Here is a 22,749-nt window from a genome sequence, read left to right as displayed (position 1 = left end):
CGTTCCGATGGGAATTATCCGGGATATAAAAAATGGCATGATCCAATTGTCATGCCATAGAGTATAGACAAAACCCGCATTCAAGCCGTAAGGCAAGGAAGCGGGTATAACTTTGTAATAGTCGTCAGCCGCCCGGTCTACGCCGTGGACTCACTTCAATCGATCGCGTACTTTTCGAGCAGCCGCCGGATCTCGCCACGATCGCTCTCGCTGACAGGCAACAACGTAGTGGCGATGTATTCCTGACAGATCCCAAGCAACGACAGGGCATACTTCTGGCCATTACCCCAGTGGCGGCCGCCCGTCCCATAAACCGTTTTTTGAATCTCAGCCAATTCCCGTTGGATGGCTCTGGCGCCCTGAAAATCTCCGGCCAGAGCTCGCCGGTAAAGTTGAACGCATGGATCGATCGCCAAACTACAGATGCCCGGAACAACCCCATCGGCGCCAAGTTGTAACGCCAAGTCGAGACTGCTTTCGTCTCCCTGAAAGAGCGAGAAATCGGTTCGGCCGGTCAATTCCCGAAAAGCCGGCAGATGATTGAAGAGCATTCCTTTGAATCCGATGATTTCTTCCTGATAACTCAGTTCGATCAGCAAATCGTCAGGAAGCGGGTTATTGGTATATTTTCCAGCATCGTAAATCAAGATCGGCCGGCCCGAGTTAGCGCTGAAATACAGGTAATAATCGCGGATCTCCTTAGGATCGCGCGTGTTGTAATAATACGGCGGGGTCAAAACGAGTAGGTCCGCTCCAGCTTCCACCGCTTTCTTTAGAAACAATTCGGTTTTGCGCGGACCTTCGGCTGAGACATTAACCAATAGTTTTACACGGCCTCTGTTTTCATCGGCCACGATCTCCACCAGCCGTTCTTTTTCCGCTTCTACCAGCATCGGAAACTCACCCATCGTACCCAATAAAAAGAGTCCGTCGACACCCTTAGCGATCAAACGGCTCACCAACCGCCGAGTTCCGGCCTCATCGATCCGTTGTTCACTGTCCAATGGCGTCACCATCGGGCAGACCACCCCTGTCAACTTCATTTAAAAGCACTCCTTTAACATATATTTAAAATTTAATCTTGATGTGTTCTGTTAGAGAATTGCCCCTTGACCCATCAGCGTCTCCCGCAATCGAGCGCTATCTAAGCAGTGCAAATTCTGATTTTGCCCATGCGTCGCAGTCAGCGCGACTGCCGTTCCCGCCGCTTGCCCGATCGCCATGGCGATCGGCGACACCCGAATTGCGGCCGCCGCTTCATGCGTGGCCCCAATGCAGCGACCCGCCACCGCCAGATTAAAGATCCTTCCGTTTAGCAGACTCCGGTAAGGGATCTGATAGGATGCTCCCTCTGGCAGATGGATAGAGTCGGTGGACTGCCCTAACGGATTATGAATATCAATGGGGTAACCGCCTCGAGCAATGGCGTCGTAAAATTTCCTGCCGCTCAGCAGGTCCTCTGCTGTCAACTGGTATGAGGCTTTGATCCGTCGCGATTCTCTTATGCCGATCTGAACGCCGGTACTTACCAGTATTGCATCGGAAAATCCGGGGACCTTGTTTTTCAAAAATAAGAAGGCTTGACGTGCTTGCCGCCTGCCTTCTACTTCTGCCTGGGTCAACTGGACTGGATCGGTCGCGTCTTTTTGAAGAACCCGGGTCATATTGAGGATCACCTCCCCGGGATTATTGGTCTCAAAGAACAGTACAAAATCACGGGGGAAAGTGATCGCTCCGGCGGTGACAGCCTCTTTCAAGAGCGTGTAAAAACCGGAGACCGAAAGGCGGGCCGTAGTCTCTATCCACTCGCCGTCATCCTTCAGCAAAAATTCGCCGGGATTCTCCCGGATATAGCACTTGATCGCAACGATATCGACCCCTCCGATCTTGACGTTCAAGGTCATTGGCTGGGTCAATCCATCGGAGTCCCGCCCTTTTTGACAGTCGACTCCTGCGAAATAGGCCAGATCAGCATCACCAGTGGCATCCACGAAAAATCTCCCATCGATCTCACTGATTCCGGCTTTATTACAAACCGTTACAGTTCTCAGCATTTGATTGCTCACCGCTACCCCTGCCAGCATGGTGTGAAAAAGCAATTCACAACCACTTTCTCTCACCATCTCATCCAGGAGCAGCTTTAAGCTCTCCGCATCAAACGGGGTCACAGACGACGCATATCCGATGGTATCGGTGATATGTCCTGGCGAGGCTCCCCGTTCTTTGAGCCGATCCACTATCTCGGCGGCGATCCCCCCTACAACCTGACGTGCTCCGGCGTGAAATGTCATCATGGGCCCCACTCCCGCATTGGTCAGGCTGCCGCCGAGAAAACCGTACCGTTCAATTAGCAAGGTCCTGGCTCCATTCCGGGCACTGGCAATCGCCGCCACGCTTCCGGCTACACCGCCTCCAACCACAACCGCATCGTACATCTCGCTCACCCCATTCTGATTTCAACCTTTAATGCCGCTAGCAGCGATACTTTCGATAAAAAATTTCTGGCCGATGAAATAGACTGCGATCAACGGTACTACCGCCGATACCGCTGCCGCCATAATTAACGAGTACTCCGTTCCGGAGTCGTCCATGAAATAATCCAACCCCAACGGAATGGTATATAATTCTTTACTACGCAGAAAGACCAATGGTGTCATATAATCATTCCAGGTCCAGACAAAGGCCAGAATGATCAAGGAAGCAATCGCCGGCTTGGCGAGCGGCATCATGATCTGCGACCAAATCCGGAACTCATTGGCACCGTCGATCCGGGCCGACTCCGACAACTCGCTGGGAAGCGTCACAAAGAACTGGCGCAGCATAAATACGCCAAAGGCCGAAAAGGCTCCCGGCAGGATGATCGAAATATGAGTATTGAGCAATCCTAGCCAGTTAAAGAGGATAAATTTTGGAATCAAAGTGACCTGTGGCGGAATGATCATGGTCGCCAAGTATAACAAAAACCAGAAACTGCGACCTCTGAAATTGATCTTGGCAAAGGCGTACCCTGCCATTGTACTGGTCAAAACCTGAATCAATACGGTCCAGAATGTCACCAAGATCGAATTGATATAGAACAAACCAAAAGGCGCGCTTCCCTGCCAGACTTCTCGAAAATTGCTGAATTGCCAGACCTTTGGAATCCATTGAATCGGATAGACGAATATATCCGATTCCCGTTTCAATGAGGAAGAGAGCATCCAGACGAATGGAATGATCATCAGCAATCCGATCAAGCATGTTCCAACTGTATAGAAGAGTTTGCCCCACCCTTGCCGCTGCGCCAGGGAAAGGGCAAACCGCTCTTCGGCGGCTTTCACATGTAATTGACCCATTTTTTCTGCCCCCTCCATTGAATGATAGTGATTGCAAAGATCATGATGAACAACACCCATGCCAAGGCTGCCGCGTAGCCCATCTTGTAGAAGCGAAACGCCGCAGTATACATGTAATAGACCAAAACTGTGGTCGCCGTCCCGGGTCCGCCCTGGGTAATGATGTTGACCTGCCCAAAGACTTTGAATGAGTTGATAATACCAGTGATCAACAGAAAAAAAGTGGTCGGCGAGAGTAACGGAAAAGTGATCTGCCAAAACCTCTTGAACCCAGTCGCCCCATCGATTTCGCTGGCCTCATAGAGTTCTTTGGGAACGCCTTGCAGTGCCGCCAGATAAATGACCATATTGTAACCGATGTTGATCCAGATCTCGATGATCGTGATCGCGGTCAGTGCCCATTTGTCACTGGCGAGCCACAGCGGCGGATTAGCCATACCCAGTAGGTGGAGCAAGTAATTAATCGGACCCCGGGTTGGATGGAACAAGGCCATCCAAACCACCGAGACCGCCACGATGTTCGAAACATACGGCATGAAAAAGACCGTGCGCAAAATCTGCTTCATCCAGACCTTGTCATTAAGGATCGACGCGAAATAAAGGCCGAGTCCCAACGCAACCGGAACCAACATTCCCGTATAAAATAGATTATTCCGAAGCGAACTGATGAACCATTCATCCGTCGCCATTTGCTTGAAATTGTCCAAACCGATGAATTTGATCCCCTGAAATCCGGAGACCAGGTCCCATTGAGTAAAAGATAGCAGTAACGACATGACCACCGGCATGCCGATGAAAGCGATAAAACCCGTCAAACTTGGCAGCAGGAACAAATATCCGGTGATGTCATCCTGCCATTGCTTGGAGAAGCTCCGCCCGCGCCCGGGAATTTTGTGAAGCATCTTCATAACCACCTGTCATGGAGTATTTGATTTGAAACGAGGGATGAATGTATTCATCCCTCAATGATTTTGTCTTCCACCATTCTTACAACTTGGTCATTTATTCGCTTTTTCCCTAGCAATCTCTTGATCGGCGCGGCGTTTCATATTCTCTAAAGCCTGATCGACCGTGATCGTGCCAAGCTGAGCCTTTTCATATTCCTCGGTGATGATCTGGTCGACCTGCGCGTAAGCGGTGAAGTTACTATCATTATAACCGGGGCTAGTGAAATCAAGAAAAACCCGTTTAAAGCTGGGAATATCAAATAGTTTCTGATTCTCCGGGCCGATGATCAATTCCGCTATTTTGGAGATATTGGTCTTCTTCCACGCCGAGCCGCGACCGTATTTAAACATATCGATCGACCCTTGGGTCGCCCAGTATTTGGCCAGTTTCCAGGCGGCATCCTTGTGTTTGCTGTTCTTACCGATTGCAATATAGTCAAAGAAGGTCCGACCCATATAATTCACCTTGGTGTTCTTATCATAACGGGGTAGATTAGCGAAGACTACTTTCCAGGTACGGGGGTAATCTTTCTGATTGAGTGCGTGTCGGAGCATGGCATCGGAGCCGATCATCATCGCTGCCTTGCCGGTGAAAAACTCTGACCAGTAGTTCAGTTTAGCCATTAAAAACTCGAGCCGGTTCTCCTGAACCTTGAGTTGGTTCTCGAGTTCCAGCTTATACTTTAACGACATCTTGAAAGCCGGATGATCAAAGTTGGAGGTACCGTCGGCTTTATAGTAATAATTGGAGCCCAGCAAACCGCGGGCCGGGGTGGTAAATGAATAACCGGGATCATACCAGATCGCGCCGTATCGCTTGTTAAAGCCAACCCCTTTGGTCAGTTTTTTGGCATAGTCTTTAAAATCATCCCAGGTCCAGTTCTTCTTGGGCATCGCCAGACCGGCTTCTTGCAGCGCTTGCCCGTTGATCCAGACCATGGTTTTCAAAGTACTGGCCGGCAGTGCGTAAACCTTGCCGTTCTGAGTGAAATAGTCGGTTCCGAAATTATTTTTCATATTCAAATGGTCTTTGGCGAGATAGGGTGCGAGATCGACAGCCATGCCGCTTTGAGCTCGCGGTTCAATCCGTCTGGCCCCGTAATTCAAGTACACATCCACATCATCCCCAGCCATCAAGGCTGTACTCAATTTGGTATTGCCCGCCGGATCGTTTTTATAAAACACGTACTCCACATGAATATCGGGGTTCGCTTTCATAAAGTTGGCAGTCATCTGCGATATCCTCCCATCGTTTTGATACATTTTAGTATAAAATAAGCCGTTCCCGAAACGAACGGAGGATCTATACCATTTGTAGTATTATTTTTACACTTTCTTAACTTAGCGAAATCCTTTTCTCCCTCCCATAACCTCGTCAACGTGCGTTTTTAATGAATTTATAATGATGACAGGTATTTTTTTTACCTGTCATGTCAAAAAAACGCCGAACTGCTCCCGGTACTCGCTGGGTGACATCCCTGTATACCTCTTAAAAGTCTTACCGAAGTAATTGACATCCTCAAATCCCACTTTTTCGGCGATCTCCAATAGCTTAACGGCGCTGTTCTGCAGTAGCTGCTTCGCTTTTTCCATGCGGATCCGATTCAAATACTCCACAAAACCCAACCCGCACTCTTTTTTGAAGAGCCGGCTAAAATAGGCGCTGTTCATATTGGCGAGCGACGCCACATAATCCAAATTGATCTTTTCAGCATAATGCAGTTCCAGAAAATCAATGATCCGTTTCACGTCTTGCCGGAAGGTATTTGCTTTCAGATCGACGAGCGCTCCGGTCACAGTTAACGCCGCCTTCAATAGCAGCGTCTTGAGAGTAGTCTGTTCCTGGCAGCTCATGACTTGGCCGATCAGATCATCGGCGAAGACAACATCGATCGTTTGATCATAGCGCTCTAGCTCTTTTTCGAAGCCAAACATGACCTGCAAGCCAATCTTGCGCAACTGTTCGAGTTGCCAGCCCCGCTCCGTCGCCATGGCGAACACTTCTTCTAACGCGATCAGGATCTTCTCATTGTCTCCCTCTTTCAATCCCGCGCTGATGGACCCGGCCAACCGCTCGTCCAGGCGGCCGGAGGGATGAAGTTTTCCCGTAGCTCGGGCCAGTTCGGCCAGTTCCGTTTGTAGCTGGCGAAAGACCTCCGACAGTTCCCGAAACGAATGAAACTTGCCGGTCGATACGACCAAGCATGAGGTATTGAAGTAAAGTTGGACGCTTTCCCGGATATCCTGCAGCAACGCATCAAGCTGTGCGAATTCATGCACTGTGTCATCCCGCTCATAAGCGCCGATCAAAAACTCCGTCTCCGCCGCGGGAAAAACCTCTCCGCACAGTCGATGCCTGCCGATAATCTCCTGCAACAGATCCAGTACGGATTGGCGAAACAGCTGCGGATCCCTGATAGACTGATTGCGGTTCAGCCTTACTAGGAGAAATAAGTCGGCCCGGTCGTAAACTTCGGGACAACTCCACAACGGGCTGGCCTCCGGCATGGCGGCGTTCTCTCCGGCCCGTCCCGCCGTCATCAAGGACTGAAATAGTTGCTCTTTCAACACCGCGCGGTTACTGGCGATTAATTGTTTTAAGTTCGCCAGTTCAGCCGCTTTCTGCCGGGTTTGTTGGATCGTTTCCCGCAACCCCACTAATGTCTGTAAGATCTCCTCCCGGTTGACCGAGATCTTGGTGAAATAGCCGGCTGCTCCAAGTGCCAGCGCCTCTTTCACCAAATTCAACTCATCCAGACAGGTCAAAATGATAAAATGCACCCAAGGATATTTTGTCTTTACGGCGCGGATTAGCTCCATCCCGTCCATCTTGGGCATTTTAATATCCGTCAAAATAATGTCGGGCTGCTGCTTTTCACATAAATTCAAAGCCTCCGCGCCATCCGCCGCTTCGCCGCAAAGTTCAAAGCCATGATATCCCCAGTCCAAAACCGAACGCATGCCAACCCTAACCAAAAACTCATCATCAACGATCATGACCTTGATCATCATTCTTCCATCCCTTCCGCCAATGCCGGCAGCCGCAACATCACCGTCGTGCCGACCCCCGGCTCGCTGCTAATCGAAAGATCGGCCCGATCACCAAAGTTCAACCGTAATCGTTGGTAAACATTGTTCAGACCGATCCCGGAACGCCGTTGATCGACGGACTCCTTCAGTTCCCGCAGCAACTGTATCAGCTTCTCCGCGCTAATCCCTTTCCCATTATCGGCAATGATTACGATCACCGAATGTTCGTCGCGTCGAGCGCTGACGCTGATTCTTCCGTCATTGCTTTTAGCCAGGCCGTGAATAATCGCGTTTTCCACCACCGGCTGCAGAATTAATTTGATCGTTCGCAGTCGTAACACTGCGGGGTCAATATCAAAGATCGTTTCCAGCCGGGAGTTATAACGTACCTGTTGGATGTGGATGTAACTCTTCAAACTCTCTAACTCGGCCTCAAAGCTGATAAACTTGGACGGATCAATGCTCAGCTGTAACAGATTGCTTAAAGAGCCGATCATGTCCGCCACGCCGTCCGCCTGATTGATCACAGCCATCCAACGGATCGAGTTGAGGGTATTGAACAAAAAATGCGGTTTAATCTGGGCTTGCAACGCATCAAGCTCAAGCTCGCGTTCACGCCGTTGCTCCCGATAAAGCTGATCAATCAGATCCTTTATCTTTCGTACCATCTTATTGAAACTGGCGACCAACTGCCCCACCTCATCCTCGCCGGCTGGCATAACCCGTACCGACAGGTCCCCGTCCTCCACCCGGCGCATCGAGGTACTCAGCTCTTTGATCGGCCGAGTAATCGAAATTGCGATGAGGGCCGCGATAATTACAAACAAACTAATGAACAGATACAAAACCAGGTCGATCTTCATTCGAAGCTCCCGAATCTCTCCCAGCAGGGATGTATAGGGAATAATCTCCGCCACTTTCCAGGAGTTTTTATGAAGCCGCTGGTAATTGATAACATACTTACGACCTTTGGAAACAGCGATTAGTGAACCACTGGGATTCTCCGCCGTCGCCGCGGCGACACGTTCCCAAAACTGACGTTTTCCGACAGCTCCGGTCAAGATAAAGGGGTGGTTGGCCCCGTCCAGCAATGCAAGGCTGCTTTCCGGAAACGCCGCCGCTCTCCGGAGAATGTTAATGATCTCCTGATGCGGGATGCTGATGATGAATTTACCGTACACCTTGCGCTCCATATTCTCCTGTATATATCCGGCGAGGGTAAATACTTTCGGGTAACGGGCTCTCTCCTCGTGAACATAATTGTCATGAGCCGTGATCCATGAGAACTGGTTGCTTTGGATCTGACTGTACCAGGGTTCCTGCATCATTCGGGCGGTTGAACCCCGTAATCTATCCCAAGAGGTATAGGAGTTGTTATACACAGAAACCAGCGTAAAATAACTATTATACGGGAAAAAGGTGCTATGGATAGTGACAAACAGGTTATCGATCATAGTCATGTCTCGCCATTGCCGTTCCAGACTCCTGGTATCGTGGGTCAAGATCTCCGCCACGTTTTTGTTCAGATTGAAACTATTGGCCACCGAGATCATTCCATTTAACAGATTATCTATGTTGCCGGCTGTCTGTTCCAGCGTCTTCGAGGTCGAGAGCCCCACTTTTTTAAGGATGATCGCCTCAGAGAAATGAAACGACAAATAACCGATGATCAATACTGGCGTGATAATCAGCAGAATAAATGCCGCCGTCAATTTCCAGGTGATGCTCTTGGCGATCCATTGTAGCGGAGCGGCCTTCATTATTTTTCCTCCCTGAGCCTTCTTGATCCATAGCATACTGCAGTGATACATTTCAATTATTCTCGGAGTTCAATTTCGTAGTATGGAGCCTAATTAACTTAACGCATTGTGCTAGTTCATCGTAATGTAGTTACAGCTTTTAGAAGTAATGTGATAAAGCTTTATAATGTCGTTGCAGGCCAATGCCCTCACCCCTGAAGCAGATTCAGAGATGTCTGCCCTCCCCAGCGTTAAAAATCACAGATTTTTAATCGCAGATATAACGCTCGAAAAGGCACTCGCTATGTATGCGATTAAAAAATCATAGATTTTTTAACGCTGAGGAGGGAGAAACGGGCCTAAAACCATAGCCACGCGATTTTAGGCATCTTCGGACCCCTCCCAATGGGGGCAATGTCATCAAGCTATCGTGGAAAAATTTAGCTGACGAAATTGAACGCCAACCGGGCGATAAATCACCCGGCTACAAGACGAAAGGACCTTGAAAGGCCCTAAAAAACGGGATAAAATATTTTGCTGAAAATTAGCCACGGAAGGCTTCCATCTTGTAGCCGGGGCATTCATGCCCCGGTTGGCCCGCATATCGTCTACATCGTAGGCACCGTTGAAATAAAATTCCAAGATATGTAATCATCGCTTGATGACATTGCCCAATGGGGGAGGGCGGGCAGCTTTGAAAAGGCCCAATGGGTGGGGGCATTAACAGCATGGCCGACCTGAACACAAGACATCACCTTAATAATTTATGCCTTTTATCAAGTACAACTAGCACAACGCGTTAAATTATTCGCATAGCTATTCCGTTATTGTTTCTCTGCTGAAATCAGGCGGATTTTCGACCGTAGCTATCGGACTTGCGTTGTTTTTTCGATACATTGTCATCTCCGAATTCAAGGTTTTTACTGTATATTCGTGCCTTCCTTTCATCCATCCTGCCAATGGTAGGGATTTAGTATTTAGAAAGGTTTCGGCTTTTCTGGAATCAGTGGAAGAAGTGACGGTTAGCAGAGAGCAGCTTCTTGACTTCATCGCCATGAATCAAAATATTTCACGGGAACGAACCGGCCTAAAAAAATGCAAAAAAATAGTGGACATATATGTCCACCAGGTTTCTCTTACTGGTATTTTATATAGCTGTCGGCAAATTGTCGGCAAACATAAAAATACCCGCTTGCGCGGGAGTGAATTTCTGGTAGTCCCAAGGGGATTCGAACCCCTGTCACCGCCGTGAAAGGGCGGATTGAACTTTTTAAATAAAAAAACGCAGTTAAATCAAGGTTTTTAATTATACGGAACCTCCAAGGTCACCGTGCTTTTAATTTATTATATAATTCCCAATTAGTCAATCAAATTTTTGCTCACTCCCCCTACAATGGCAACTATTATTCATATGAAAGCTCCAGGTCACGCCTAAATTAAGGCGTGATTCTGTTTATATAAAAAAATTTTCATAGGAGGTCAACCATGACTCAACAAATGCCTTTCGAAGTTCTATCCTCACATTCTGGTCAAGCCCTTATTTATACCGAAAGCCCTAAATTAATGAGTTACCTTGACAAACGAGATACTCATATCTTCTCAGACTACTATCAAGACAATCAGTTAATAGCAAGAAGTTATAGAATCCATAAATCCTATCTCCCCCATCTTAAAAATCGGTTTCAGTCATGATAATCATGATGTTACAAAACCCCAGCTAGAAGATAAATTTGTTAATTGCCGTTTTTCCCAGCAATGACAAGCATTTTGAGCATTTTACCCAAAATTTAATTATCAAATCTGTATCTAAAAGCTTTCAAAATTGGTCCAAGGTACAATCACCTTATCCAATAAGAAACGGCCTTAAAAAAACTTTAAATTTAATCATTCATATTATTGAAAGGACTGATTTTTATAGATATATATGCATTCGATGAGTTTATTCCTTCTATTGAAAAATACGAGTTGGAACAGTTGGAAAAACAATTTCCGGAAGAATTCCATATTGAAAAAGAAGTAGCAGAAACAGAAGACGATGAAACGGCTATCTCCGAAGATACTGATGAGAATGAAGATGAACCTATATCTGATAAGCCCAAAAAAAGAAAACCAAAGAGCGATGAGGAGGATATATACTTAGGCTCTTCCAGCAGCAAATGGAGTACTGTAGTGCCATTAGGTAATAGCAAAGGTAAATATCTTGATCCTGATAGCAAGAAGAGATACAGAGAGATTGATTTATCAACACTTTTTAATCAGGGATTAGATGATTGATTTGAAAACTGAGAAAAGGAGGTGAGATAAGCAATGTCTTTGTTTTTGAATATGATGGGTGATCATCCTGTGGAGATTGAATGTCCTAATTGTCAAAACTCATTCAACTCTACGCTTCAATTCTTTTATGATGCTTGCTTTTTCCCTTTGCTTTGTCCTGTATGTGGGCAAAAGATTAATACGCACCTTGAAGGACCAATTGCCTTAGAAATTCATTATCTTAAAGAACTTATTGATGAGCTTGAAACTAATCTAAATAACTTTAAAAATATAGGGAAGTTCAAAATTAAAACAAGCTAAATCATAAGTATTTATCATTAATTAAATCATTTATCAGTTGATTAAAAGAAGAGGTTATCCCCTCTTTTTTATTTTTATCTATTTTTTAAAAAGATTGGAGGATATATCATTGGCAAAATGTCAACTTGATTTTTCGAAATTTAATAAACAATGGAAAGGCAAAATGGATGAAGTTGAAAATGGGGTTAAGGATGGATTTGCCAAAATTGCTCCAGATATGAGACAAAGATATCAATATTATCAACAGCAAGAAGTTTATGAAAAGTATCAACCGTCGGTTTATCAGCGTACCAATAATTTAAAAGAAAGTACAACTTCAGAAATAACTGAAGATGATAATAGTATTTCATTGACCATTTTTTCTGATCCAAATCAAACTCCAAGTAATAAATTTGGTTCATCTGTTCCTTATAGTTATATTGTCACAAAAGGATATAAATTATGGAATACTGGCAAAGAGATGTTTGCTCGTGACTGGGTTGAGCCAATGGCAAAAGAACTACAAAGTCATTTGCAACAAAGTGGAATTATAAGTGTAATTATAAATGAGGTAAATAAACGAATTAGATAAGGATATGGAGGTGATTAAATGGCTGACGACATTAGAGTACCAATAAGTTTAGAATATAGCAAAACAATTTTAGATCAAACAAATATTATAAACAATTCTCTTAAAAAGATACAAGAACAAGCAAATATGATAACTAATGCATTGAACGGTAATGAATTATCTTATAAAAAGGTGACGGATCAAGTTAATAGTTTAAACCAGAAAATGAATCAGTTATCGAATGTAGCAAAAACATTTAAAATGCCCAATATACCCGAAGCAGCAAAAATCGAAAGAACCGCTGCTTCTATTTCTAAATTAGGTGATGGATGGGTTCATGTTGAACAAACCGTAAAAAATGCTAATGGGCAAGTAACAAGATTTAATAGTGAATTAAATGTTTTAAATAATACATTAGCTAATGACAAGATTAAAGTGGTTGAAAAAGATGTAAGCTCTCTTTCTGAGACATTCGGGAGATCTTTAGTAAAAATGACGCAATGGACGGTTGCTGGTACAGCTTTATTTGGAACTGTGAGAACCTTATCTTCAGGTTTCAAGGATATGGTTCAAATGGAAACCGAAGCTGTTAACATAGCTAAGGTTCTACCAAATCCCAATGATTTGGCAGTTCCACAACTTGTTAAACCCTTTGAGGAATCATCTATTCAACTTACAAAAGAATATGGTCAAAATGTTATTGAAGTCGAAAAAAGCATGGCAAGCTGGGCGAGACAATATAAAAATGTTAATGATATTTCCGTTATGACCAGGGCCAGCCTATTGGCAGCCACTGCAACTGATATAACGTTCGAAGGTTCCATTAAAAATTTGTCTGCCATTATGGCGGAATGGAATTTGAAAACAAATCAATCCATCCATGTAGTAGATATGCTAAATGAGGTTTCCAATAACTACAGAGTTACCGCACAGGGCGTTGCGGAAGCATTGGCTAAATCCGGTTCCGGTGCAAAAGCGCTAGGGTTGTCCATTGAAGAACTGACTGGTATTGTAACAACTGGGATCCAGACTCTTGGGATCGAAGGAAATGAGATCGGAACGATGTGGACGCGTGTCATGGCACGTATGCGTGGCAATAAGTCTGCAAGAGAAGCTATTGACGCATTAGGTATAGATGCTCTACAGCCCTTATCGAAAATTCTAGATCAGTTAATGGTTAAATGGGATACCATGACTTCGGCTCAAAAGCAAAACTTTGCTATTACGGTGGCCGGAACTCAACATTGGTCGCGCTTTACGGGTATCATGGACAACTATAACACAGTTCTTGAAGCAACTGCTAAAGCTTATTTCTCAGCCGGCAGCGCTCAAAAAGAAGTAGAAAATGTTATGGCAACGACTGCAAAACATGTTGAACAATTGAATGCAACTTGGCAAGAATTTATCTATCGAAACAATGCAGTTTTAGAGATCACCAGGGGATTAATCGATACATTCAGATACATTATTGAAGGGCTTAATAAGGTTCCTCCTGCCGTAACGGCTACTATTGTTGGATTGACTGCTTTAACGGCTATTGCTTTTACTGTAAGAAATGCCTTCATAGCTTCAGAATTATCGGTTAAAGCTTTTACCTTGTCTCTTGTAATGAACCCCATAACAGCAGTTGTTGGTGGTTTAACTCTACTGTCCGGTATCTTATTTACCGTTGGTAAAAACGCAAGTTCGGCAAAAAACTCTGTTATGGAAATGAATATTAAAACTGAGCAGTTGAATCAGGCAATAGAAGGAAATATAAATAAAGCTCGTGGCATTAATGATTTAACTCAAAAATATGCCTTATTGCAAAAAGCCATTGAAGAAGTCCATAACAAAGGACAAAATAACTTAGGTCTAAATCAAAAATTAACAACTGTTCAAACTGAATTGGCTAAAGCTCTTGGACTTACTAATAATGAGCTGGTCGCCCAAATTAATAAAGATGGAAGCATGTCCAAGTTTGCTCAAAATCGTTTGAAAGAAACCGTCGATCAAATCAATGCTCAGCGCCAGTTGCAATGGCAAATGCAACAAATGTATAGTATGTCTGGTAGATCGCAAAATTTAAATTTCTTGACCAATTTTGATCAAGTTAAGGCAGCGTTTGAGGCTGTAAGAAAATGGGCAACAACGAATCCAATTACAAATGCCGATTATCAAAAAATATATGGGAATGACCCTCTGACCAAATATACTAACCAGAAGGCCGTCGAGGCCGCGCAGAAGGCATCTGGTTGGTATCGTCCAGGGACAGCGCGCACAACCGAAAATAACCCATTTATGGGACAATTAGAACAACTATATACTTATATTAACCTAATTGATAAAAGTGCTCCCAAACTGTTAAATTTTCAAGAAATACTCTCCTCTGGGACAGGCGGCGGCGGAGCTGGTGGAAATTATAGTGATTCTTCAAAGAAAAGCTACATCGTTCGGATACTTGACTATTCCAAAAACACAATTGAGCAAATTATTTCTAGGGCAAAAGTATTATCCACTGAAATTGCCAAAGCGGATCCATCTAAACTTGATAAATTCATTTTTCAGTCTACGGCTTCTATGTCTAAAGGTAATACTCCTTGGACATTGCCTGTATCCGGTTTGACATCTGAAGCTGTAGACAAAGCTATTCAAGAAGTAAATGATAAAGTTCAAAACATGCTTAAAAAAACAAGTGATGGCGGACAAACTGCCATTAATGAAGCAAACAAAACCCTATCTGAGTTTCTTACAAAGCTTAGTGCCGATGGAGTTGATGCTTCTCAAAAGTTTCTTGATTCGTTCACCAAAATTGATAATAAAAGCAAACAAATACCTGATGGTTTGAAAGATACTCTTGATATTATGAGTAAAATTATAAGCTATGGTAATGCTTATGAGAAGCAGATCGAGGATATTCGAAAACAGCAAAATGAGCAAGAAACCAATAGACTAAATATTCTGGAAAAAATTAATAAGGCTCAAGAGAATACTTCTAATGCTAAAGCCGCCCTAGCAATTGATTCGACTAACAAAGAAGCTAACAATCAATTACAAAAAGCACTTGATGATCTGGCTAAGTATAATGCTGAATTGCAAAATACGTTGAGCATTCAATCTAAACTTAATGAGTTTGATACAAGTACAATTTCGAAACTCAATGGTGTTTCTGATTTAGCTACATTTTATAGGGATCTATTGAATTTTAATAGCTCAAAAATTTCGGAAGCTTTTAATAAATGGCAAGAATCACAAGGAGTATACGATGTAAATGCTCGAATTGCAGCAAATAGCGGAGATGTTAACTATAAAGGATCTCTCCAAGAGGTAAGTTATTATAATGATGTTTTACAAAAACAGCGTTCGTTCGTCGATAGTGTTAGTCAAAAAATTAATGCTATGGCTACAAACCCAGCAATTCAACAGGCAATTGCTAATAATCCAGAAATGAAAGCTATTTTTGATGCTTTCAGTAATAACTTAAGCGAATGGATTAAAGAAAGTCTACTTAATATAAAATTACCAGAAACATCTATAACTGATAAGCTTATCTCTGAAGTTGAGCAAGATTTAAATTTCGATCCTAATAAAGAATTTGGCGGAATAACTTCTAATGTTTCTGATATGATGAAAATTCTTGGAAAGTCGGCTCCTGGACTAAATGAATATAAGGAAAATTTGAAAGCTCTCTGGAAACAATATAAAGATGTTAGCACATCTTCTGATATGGCGTCTGAAGAACAGAACAGATTAAAAGAAGAAATGGATAAAGTTATTAAAAAGTATAATAATTTGGATGAGAAGATTAAGAATTTAAATGCTTTTAAAAGTGTTATTGATAATATTGCGGATGCATTTACTCAATTCGGTGGCACTCTTGCTGCTTTTGGTCAAGGATTACAGACGGTAATGAGTAGTTTAAATATAGATCAAAATACTGGGGAGTTATCATTCAATATACCCCAATTAGTTCAATCATTTGCTGGCATTGTTGTTGGTGGTTTGACAAACTTCTTTTCTAAACCAGGAAATAGCTATAATAAATGGCAAGATAGTGGATATTCTGTTTATGATACAATGACTAATTTTAAAAATTATGAAGCTAACCAACAAAAATTAAATGATTTATACAAGCAAAAAGGAATTAACACTTTAGTTGGCGCAGCAGGTGGGAGTGGTCTTGGAGCTATTGTCGGTTCCTTATTAAATTTTACAGGAATTGGAGCGTTAATTGGCGGAATTTTAGGCGGTCTTTTTGGATCTCATAAAAAATCTTTAGATGAGCAAATTCAAGAAGTTACAGAGAAGCTTTCCGCTTCACTAGACAAACTAAAGCAGGCGCTCGGCACGACGATTGATCAAATTGCATCAGGACTAGCTTCTGCGTTCGATAGCTCTAATTATGTTGGATTTTTACAAAATTGGAACCAAAGTTTGTATGATATGACGAGAGAAGCCTTGATTCGTGCATTTATGGCCACAGAGACATTTCAGCAATTATATAAGAATTTGTCGGACACTGTGACTTTGAGTGTTTTGGATGGTGTATTAGATTCTAGTGAACTAAATGCAATTAAACAGGCAAGTAATGCGGTTACCGGACCTATGCAAGCACTGTATCAAGCTTTGAACTTATTGTCTGGATCTTTCCCAGATGTTTCTGGGAATAATAATGGTAGCAGTTCTAATACAAATTATACGGCTGGAAATTCAGGTAGTATCACTTATAATATCTATGCAACAGTTGAGGCGGGTATTTTCTGGGGAGATCGTGATAAAGCTAGAGAAGCAGCTATTGCAATAGGACAAATACTTAGAGAAGAGGCAGCGCGGGCTTAATTGCCCGCGCTATTTTTCAAATTTAAGTTAATCGGAGATCTTTTTTTCTATATCTTCAACTCTATTCTCTAATAATATATTCATCTTTGATGTAAGCTTCAATATATTTTCTTTAATTTGGTTTTGTTTATCGGTTATATTTGCTAAAGCAAAAAATATCATACTAGATAAAAACCCACCAATAAAATATGCTAATGATATTGTATCGCGAAATAATCTAGCAATTGGGAATTCACTAAAGACAGAACTATCAATGCCAGAGCCTACATTGGCAGAAGCGATTATCCCCGTAAATAATATAATTATTCCCAAAATATTTAAAAAAGAAACCATATTCATTACCTCCAATAGGTTATTATTCAGAAGAAAGAATGTAGTTAATAAAAAGTTAGAACTTTAATCTAAGGCATCCTACTCTATTATCATTCATTCTTAAATTCTTCAATAATTAATTCACCAGTTGAATTTCTATATATTTGTTCATTAAATTCAAGTTGAACAACTTTTTCTCCACGTCTTTTTAACCTATAGAAAGTAAGGCCTCCCATAAATAATTCATCATCGTCATCATAAAAACTTAATTGCTTTTTCAATTCACCAATAGTAATTCCCGCTTCATTATTTTTCATTTCTACACACTCCTTTATTTATAACAAACAAAATAGAGTAACAAATTCAAAATAATTCACAAATCGATTGCAAGTTTCTTTTTCATCAATATATGTACACCAACCACATTGCCACCCATTCCACCGTCTTCCTTTCTCAATCAATATATAGCCAATTGCCATTTTAATTGATTATAACTAAATTAAAACAATTGTAACTATTTATAAATTGTTATATAAAGTAAACGAAACCATTTAATCAAAAATTTATTAACTTAATTTCCAATAATGTCTTTTGCTTTTTGAATTTTTTGCGAGTTATATTTTGTTTTTGTTAAAAAACTATCCATTTTTGCTGTTAAAGTAGCCAGCACTTCTTGCTTTTCTATATCGGACTTCATAAACCGAGTAATATTCTTTCCCATTCGTTCCTTGATACTAGTATCATCAAAAAAATTAAACAGTACATCATCAACCATACCAAGTAAATATTTATTAATCTCTTCACTTTTAAAAATCTTTTCCATGGTTTCTAATGGAATTTTAAACGGATCATCATCATCTAGCGTATTTAGAATAAGTAATTGCGGTAGTTTTAAAAATCTACACAATAATCTAAAGTAAGAGTATACGAAAAGTGATAATGTAGTCTTTCTATAATCTGGACCTTCTTCAAGAATTGGAACTCCTGATTTCCTGCTGCCATATCCCAAAAAATAATTCGCATACTTTGCAATTAAAACAGGGTATAGAAAATATCTTACATCCCCGTTAGTCTTTGTGTTAAACAAATCTCGGCTATCAGAAGTATCTGGGGCCAATTCACCAATATTATGGCTTGCTTTTATAATTTTTCCATGCAATCCAGCTGCATATGCTTGTATTACTTCTTTGACAGTCAAAACAAAGGAAAACTTATCCCCAGTAAGATAATTATATTCCTTGTTCATAAGATTTTTTCCAGGTTTAAATGTTGTTTTACTATACTTATACTTAATGAATTGACTCTCTTTTCTTTGAATTTCATAGAAATATCCGTACTCTGCAAATTTTTCCTTAAGTTCTTTTTGAAACTTATCCAAAGCATAAAAATCCATAGCAGAGACAACATTCTGCCTATTAGTACATCGTATTATTCCATCTCTTTGCGAATGATGCTTATCTTTTATTATTTTTACAAGGATAGTCCCTTCTTTTAAGTCAATTAACTCCTTCGAATTTGGTTTTCTCCTCAGCTGTTCGAATTCTTTATAAATAACACTAGCCGTCTGGCAACCATTTACAATTTGTGGTGCAAACAAATCAATACAAAATCCTTTCGAAAATTCTTTAGGAATTTCAAAATCATCACATAGGATGGTAATCCCATTATTAAGAAGCCAGAAATCTTTATCTGCATCCCTAAAAGTTTTTGCAATTTCTTTATTAATAGTAGATGCAGGTAAATAATTTCTTACATTACTAAAAAATATATACTCTATTACTTTTCTTAAAAAATAATAGAAATCTTTAATAGAAACTTCTGCTACACAAGTATATCCAGTTACAAATTGGTTTTTTAGCCAAATAGTTTGCTTTTTTTCCCTATACTCATCAGGTAATTCAAACTGACTTTTCAAAATCATCCTGTGTATACCTTGTATATCAATAAATTCTATTGTTACGTTACTAGAAATTCTTTCGATCTTTCCTTTTTGAACTTCCTGCTCCTTGGTGTCATTAGGCTTGAATTCAGAATTTGTTATATAATAAAAAGCTATTTGTTTTACTCTGTAATCGGCGTCGAGATCATCTCTGCCATTTTCAGGAGTCGTTAGGTATTCTCCAATTTTGTCTAGATAATCCATGAATACTTGATTAGCGTTAGTATAATCACCCTCCCTTAAAAGATGATTCTCAAATTGAACGCCAGTACGTACCATTGAATTAGTATTATGGGCTGTATCATACTTACACTGTATTACTATTAACTCATTATTAGTTTCAAAAAACGCATCAACACCGTTATCTCCTGGGCCGCTGATTAAAATACTATCCTCGATAGTATCATCATCTAGTTCAAAAATAAATTTCAATACCCACTTACAAAATAGCTCTCCCTTTTCTGTAGTTGATTTTGCATTCGAAACAAATTCATTTATATTTTCTTTAATAGCAGGTAGCGTTAATATTTTTGATAAATTTGGTCTTTTCTCCAAAACTAAGCACTCCTTTAGTTTCTTTTTCTTGATAATTTAGGAGATAAAAACATATATTGGTCTTAAAGAGGAGCTTACCATGGATTAGATAAAAAGCATCTTCAAACTTATCTTGATGAGTTATTACAATCTGACCTTCAGAATTGAATGAAGCTAAGGTGGGCAAGCTTTCGACCCACAACGGCCCGCCGTTTGGCGAAGCGTTTAGAGATTCATTACACCCAACCAAGCATGGAAGCTGGCTGAACATTGGCCGAGATTGCGAAGCGTCATAACCAAACAATGTTTAGGTCGTATTCCTTCTATAGAAGCACTTGCCAGTGAGTTATCCGAGTGAGAACGTCATCGTAATTCAAGCCAAAAAACAGTAGATTGTCAATTCACTACCGAAGATGCTCGTGTCAAGTTAAAACGTTTATACCCTCGGTTTTAGCTCTGATGTTGTACTAGTTTTTCAGGAGACCCTAAATGACAAACATTTTTCACGAAAGTTTGACCCATGGTTTGCTAAATAAAGATTTTATATCTACATAATGAGAAAGTTCTAAATCGACATCAACATGTTCGATTAGCATACTGTATTTTTTGGTAAGCTTAGAGACATAATCGATGCATAAATCAATATCATTAAAAGTAGGAATTCTACTTTGTCTTTGACTTAAATGTGCGATCTTCCGATTCACATAATCTTTACATTGGCCATACTTCGCAATTAGTTCATTATAATCTTTTCGTATTTTGTCTTGGTCTAAGTAATTGTTTGTTGGTTCAGAGTATAATTTAAATTCCTCTTCAGCTCTTTCTCTAAATATGCTTGTCGTCTCCTCACTCATACCTCTTAAATAGTTATCGAGAAATTGTTCCTTGTTAAATGATTGTATGTTATTTATTAGCTCTAATAACAACCTAGCAATAGATACTGAATCTTGATCTGTATCAATTTGTCTTCGGATACACATTAAAACAGTAGTCGCATACCAATAAGATATATCTGAAAAAAAGTAATTATCTTTATGTAATTCTGGATTATTGCCAACAATTTCAGAAAGCTCTGTAAAACTTTTCCTATGATCTAGTAGAATAACCGTTTCTAATCTAATTTTTTCTAACCATACGCAATAATTTTTTACTAATTGTTCCATGAGGTTACCCCTAACTCATAATCATGCTAAACTCATTTATAATAACTCATTTCTTTTCGATTAGTTTAGGAGCAATATTCGAAATACAAGTATCCAATGTCAAAAATGCAATTAAACTTTCTAAGTAAACATCTTTCACTAGAATAATAGAATCTAAGTTGATTGTCGTTTTACCGTAATACTTATCAATTATGCTCAAAATGTATAATATAAAGCTAATTGCATAAGCTAATTTTCTGAAATTAACTATATTCAAAATTGCAATTGATTCGCGATATTGCCTTTCTTTTTTATCGCTTTTTGGCAAATATAAAATTCTTAACGCCAACGGCAATATTGATTTAAAATAAGCCATTCCCGTCAAAGTTATAAGAGATGAAAGAAAATAACATATTTCTATCTTAATGTGAAATACATTGCTTAATATCAGAAAAAATAAAGAAATTATGCCAAAAACCAGCATAATAGAAGTAATAATTCCCAAGATTATGGAACCGGATTTTACAAATACATAACATAAAGATAGAGGAATATTAAATATAAGTAATAGAATTTTTTTAATTTTACATTCAGGCAAAAGATTAACCAGAAACAACATACATATTAATAAAAGCATTATCGCAGTTATTCTACAAAACCATGAGATCCAATCAGAGTAATTTTTTACAGTAAACCAAAGAAATATTGCTCCACATCCAAACACCAACAAAACGAATAAAGCTGTTATAAAGGGTTTATCTTTTGACGGTAAAGAACTTCCCTTTTCTGCATGAGTTTTAAATCCAAAATTCATCCTTTTCAACCTTTCCACTTTTATGTGAACTCACCGTTCATAAATTTGGTTCTCACCATACTTACTGTATAACCAGCTTAAATTATAAAACCAGACAGAAAGAATAAACCAATTTGGTGTTATAGTTAAATTAACCGTTCTTCGTAAGTATCTGTCTTATAGCTTGGATAATTGGTTAATACTTCTATGTTTATAACATAATTCCTCTCTAGTAAATGAAAAGGAGCCTAGATTATTCTAGACTCCATGATTAAAATGAGTTACAACAAACTGAAACCTCTATTTGCTTTCTAACCTTTAAATTGCACTACTGTTGATTGAAAATGAAACCTTTATGCTTTAAAACTAAATTCTAGTTTGTTTTCTTTTTCGAGTTAATTTATTCTTCCTCCAACTATTATATTGCTCTTTAGAACATATTTTGCAGTGATGTAATGCAATAAAATAGTAGTCATCTTTTTCGTAAACGTTAGAAAAGTTTTTATCAAATTGATATTTATTTTGCTGTAAAGCTTCAAAGTTTTCTTCAAATGACTGTATATAATTTTTTTATAATATAAGTCGGCAGATTCCTGAAAATAATCCGAGAATTTACTTATGAAATCAAAATATTCATCATATAGACACCCAAAAGCATCTTTAATGATTTCTATGTCAGCTTTAAAAAATTCTCTATAAGCATTAATTCGATATTTTTGGAGTTCTTTATGTATCAGTATTTCAGCCTTATCGATATCTGGCACATAAAAGCTGAATTCAACCTTAAATGGAGTTGGAATACCTGGAAAATTAGATAACTCTTTAGCTCGTTCATTAATATCATCTTTACAAGTTTTTCCGATTTTATATGTACTAGGCATGTTATCATTGCTTAATACATATATATAGCCAAAATTCATATTATTACCTCCAAATCTGATTGTATTCATTAATGATCAATCGACATCCATTGCCAATATTGACATTTTAGTCGTCAATTATACTTTGATTCAGAAAAATAATATAATACAACAAG

Annotated in this window: 17 protein-coding genes and 1 tRNA gene; 4 read left to right on the top strand and 14 right to left on the bottom strand. The window is 40.1% G+C overall.

Translation table 11 applies throughout. The annotated features are described in order from the left end of the window. Positions 1-155: 155 nt before the first annotated feature. The 8 genes from EDC14_RS07100 to EDC14_RS26700 all read right to left on the bottom strand — a co-directional run bounded on the left by EDC14_RS07100 (position 156) and on the right by EDC14_RS26700 (position 10,335). Positions 156-1,043 (bottom strand): dihydrodipicolinate synthase family protein, encoded by an 888-nt coding sequence (locus EDC14_RS07100; protein ID WP_132013574.1) that lies wholly within the window; start codon positions 1,041-1,043, stop codon positions 156-158. Positions 1,044-1,094: 51 nt separating this feature from the next. Next, a complete protein-coding gene (locus tag EDC14_RS07095) occupies positions 1,095-2,435 on the bottom strand; it encodes an FAD-dependent oxidoreductase (protein ID WP_132013573.1) in 1,341 nt (446 codons plus the stop codon). Between the two features lie 21 nt (positions 2,436-2,456). After that, positions 2,457-3,335: a carbohydrate ABC transporter permease gene (locus EDC14_RS07090; RefSeq protein ID WP_132013572.1), complete on the bottom strand. Its 879-nt coding sequence runs from the start codon at positions 3,333-3,335 to the stop codon at positions 2,457-2,459. Further along, positions 3,317-4,237 carry a carbohydrate ABC transporter permease gene (locus tag EDC14_RS07085; RefSeq protein WP_132013571.1) on the bottom strand — a complete coding sequence of 307 codons (921 nt, stop codon included), beginning with the start codon at positions 4,235-4,237 and terminating at the stop codon, positions 3,317-3,319. Before EDC14_RS07085 ends, EDC14_RS07090 begins: the two co-directional genes overlap by 19 nt. Positions 4,238-4,333: 96 nt before the next feature. Beyond that, complete coding sequence (locus tag EDC14_RS07080; protein WP_165907863.1) at positions 4,334-5,515, bottom strand: extracellular solute-binding protein; 1,182 nt, start codon at positions 5,513-5,515, stop codon at positions 4,334-4,336. A gap of 195 nt (positions 5,516-5,710) precedes the next feature. Beyond that, on the bottom strand, positions 5,711-7,294 hold the full coding sequence (locus tag EDC14_RS07075; RefSeq protein WP_132013569.1) for a response regulator transcription factor: 1,584 nt from the start codon (positions 7,292-7,294) through the stop codon (positions 5,711-5,713). Further along, on the bottom strand, positions 7,291-9,072 hold the full coding sequence (locus EDC14_RS07070; protein ID WP_165907862.1) for a sensor histidine kinase: 1,782 nt from the start codon (positions 9,070-9,072) through the stop codon (positions 7,291-7,293). Before EDC14_RS07070 ends, EDC14_RS07075 begins: the two co-directional genes overlap by 4 nt. A 1,190-nt stretch (positions 9,073-10,262) precedes the next feature. Beyond that, positions 10,263-10,335: transfer RNA gene (locus EDC14_RS26700), tRNA-Glu, on the bottom strand. 612 nt (positions 10,336-10,947) lie between these two features. Here EDC14_RS26700 and EDC14_RS07065 point away from each other — a divergent pair. From EDC14_RS07065 to EDC14_RS07050, 4 genes are all read left to right on the top strand, one after another. Beyond that, positions 10,948-11,325 (top strand): hypothetical protein, encoded by a 378-nt coding sequence (locus EDC14_RS07065; RefSeq protein WP_132013567.1) that lies wholly within the window; start codon positions 10,948-10,950, stop codon positions 11,323-11,325. 33 nt (positions 11,326-11,358) lie between these two features. Further along, complete coding sequence (locus tag EDC14_RS07060) at positions 11,359-11,625, top strand: hypothetical protein (protein ID WP_132013566.1); 267 nt, start codon at positions 11,359-11,361, stop codon at positions 11,623-11,625. A gap of 109 nt (positions 11,626-11,734) precedes the next feature. Beyond that, a complete protein-coding gene (locus tag EDC14_RS07055) occupies positions 11,735-12,196 on the top strand; it encodes a hypothetical protein (protein ID WP_132013565.1) in 462 nt (153 codons plus the stop codon). A gap of 18 nt (positions 12,197-12,214) precedes the next feature. Continuing rightward, positions 12,215-16,993 carry a phage tail tape measure protein gene (locus tag EDC14_RS07050; RefSeq protein WP_132013564.1) on the top strand — a complete coding sequence of 1,593 codons (4,779 nt, stop codon included), beginning with the start codon at positions 12,215-12,217 and terminating at the stop codon, positions 16,991-16,993. A gap of 27 nt (positions 16,994-17,020) precedes the next feature. Here EDC14_RS07050 and EDC14_RS07045 read toward each other — a convergent pair whose 3' ends face one another. The 6 genes from EDC14_RS07045 to EDC14_RS07020 all read right to left on the bottom strand — a co-directional run bounded on the left by EDC14_RS07045 (position 17,021) and on the right by EDC14_RS07020 (position 22,633). Then, on the bottom strand, positions 17,021-17,326 hold the full coding sequence (locus tag EDC14_RS07045; protein WP_132013563.1) for a hypothetical protein: 306 nt from the start codon (positions 17,324-17,326) through the stop codon (positions 17,021-17,023). Positions 17,327-17,415: 89 nt separating this feature from the next. Further along, the gene (locus tag EDC14_RS07040) at positions 17,416-17,622 is read right to left on the bottom strand and encodes a hypothetical protein (RefSeq protein ID WP_132013562.1); all 207 of its coding nucleotides are present in this window, start codon (positions 17,620-17,622) and stop codon (positions 17,416-17,418) included. 254 nt (positions 17,623-17,876) lie between these two features. Continuing rightward, the gene (locus tag EDC14_RS07035; RefSeq protein ID WP_132013561.1) at positions 17,877-19,799 is read right to left on the bottom strand and encodes an AIPR family protein; all 1,923 of its coding nucleotides are present in this window, start codon (positions 19,797-19,799) and stop codon (positions 17,877-17,879) included. Positions 19,800-20,281: 482 nt separating this feature from the next. Beyond that, the gene (locus EDC14_RS07030; protein WP_132013560.1) at positions 20,282-20,941 is read right to left on the bottom strand and encodes an AbiU2 domain-containing protein; all 660 of its coding nucleotides are present in this window, start codon (positions 20,939-20,941) and stop codon (positions 20,282-20,284) included. Positions 20,942-20,987: 46 nt separating this feature from the next. Further along, on the bottom strand, positions 20,988-21,734 hold the full coding sequence (locus EDC14_RS07025) for a hypothetical protein (protein ID WP_132013559.1): 747 nt from the start codon (positions 21,732-21,734) through the stop codon (positions 20,988-20,990). A gap of 374 nt (positions 21,735-22,108) precedes the next feature. Beyond that, positions 22,109-22,633, bottom strand: coding sequence for a GIY-YIG nuclease family protein (locus tag EDC14_RS07020; protein WP_165907861.1), 525 nt, complete (start codon positions 22,631-22,633; stop codon positions 22,109-22,111). Between the last annotated feature and the right edge of the window lie 116 nt (positions 22,634-22,749).

Source organism: Hydrogenispora ethanolica (assembly GCF_004340685.1).
Classification (GTDB): domain Bacteria; phylum Bacillota; class UBA4882; order UBA8346; family UBA8346; genus Hydrogenispora; species Hydrogenispora ethanolica.
This window is presented reverse-complemented; position numbering and strand designations above follow the sequence as displayed.

Bases quoted from the DNA above. Each gene is read 5' to 3' on its own strand.
- EDC14_RS07100 (WP_132013574.1), bottom strand. From the start codon at position 1,043: ATGAAGTTGACAGGGGTGGTCTGCCCGATGGTGACGCCATTGGACAGT.
- EDC14_RS07095 (WP_132013573.1), bottom strand. From the start codon at position 2,435: ATGTACGATGCGGTTGTGGTTGGAGGCGGTGTAGCCGGAAGCGTGGCG.
- EDC14_RS07090 (WP_132013572.1), bottom strand. From the start codon at position 3,335: ATGGGTCAATTACATGTGAAAGCCGCCGAAGAGCGGTTTGCCCTTTCC.
- EDC14_RS07085 (WP_132013571.1), bottom strand. From the start codon at position 4,237: ATGCTTCACAAAATTCCCGGGCGCGGGCGGAGCTTCTCCAAGCAATGG.
- EDC14_RS07080 (WP_165907863.1), bottom strand. From the start codon at position 5,515: ATGACTGCCAACTTTATGAAAGCGAACCCCGATATTCATGTGGAGTAC.
- EDC14_RS07075 (WP_132013569.1), bottom strand. From the start codon at position 7,294: ATGATGATCAAGGTCATGATCGTTGATGATGAGTTTTTGGTTAGGGTT.
- EDC14_RS07070 (WP_165907862.1), bottom strand. From the start codon at position 9,072: ATGAAGGCCGCTCCGCTACAATGGATCGCCAAGAGCATCACCTGGAAA.
- EDC14_RS07060 (WP_132013566.1), top strand. From the start codon at position 11,359: ATGTCTTTGTTTTTGAATATGATGGGTGATCATCCTGTGGAGATTGAA.
- EDC14_RS07050 (WP_132013564.1), top strand. From the start codon at position 12,215: ATGGCTGACGACATTAGAGTACCAATAAGTTTAGAATATAGCAAAACA.
- EDC14_RS07045 (WP_132013563.1), bottom strand. From the start codon at position 17,326: ATGGTTTCTTTTTTAAATATTTTGGGAATAATTATATTATTTACGGGG.
- EDC14_RS07040 (WP_132013562.1), bottom strand. From the start codon at position 17,622: ATGAAAAATAATGAAGCGGGAATTACTATTGGTGAATTGAAAAAGCAA.
- EDC14_RS07030 (WP_132013560.1), bottom strand. From the start codon at position 20,941: ATGGAACAATTAGTAAAAAATTATTGCGTATGGTTAGAAAAAATTAGA.
- EDC14_RS07025 (WP_132013559.1), bottom strand. From the start codon at position 21,734: ATGAATTTTGGATTTAAAACTCATGCAGAAAAGGGAAGTTCTTTACCG.
- EDC14_RS07020 (WP_165907861.1), bottom strand. From the start codon at position 22,633: ATGAATTTTGGCTATATATATGTATTAAGCAATGATAACATGCCTAGT.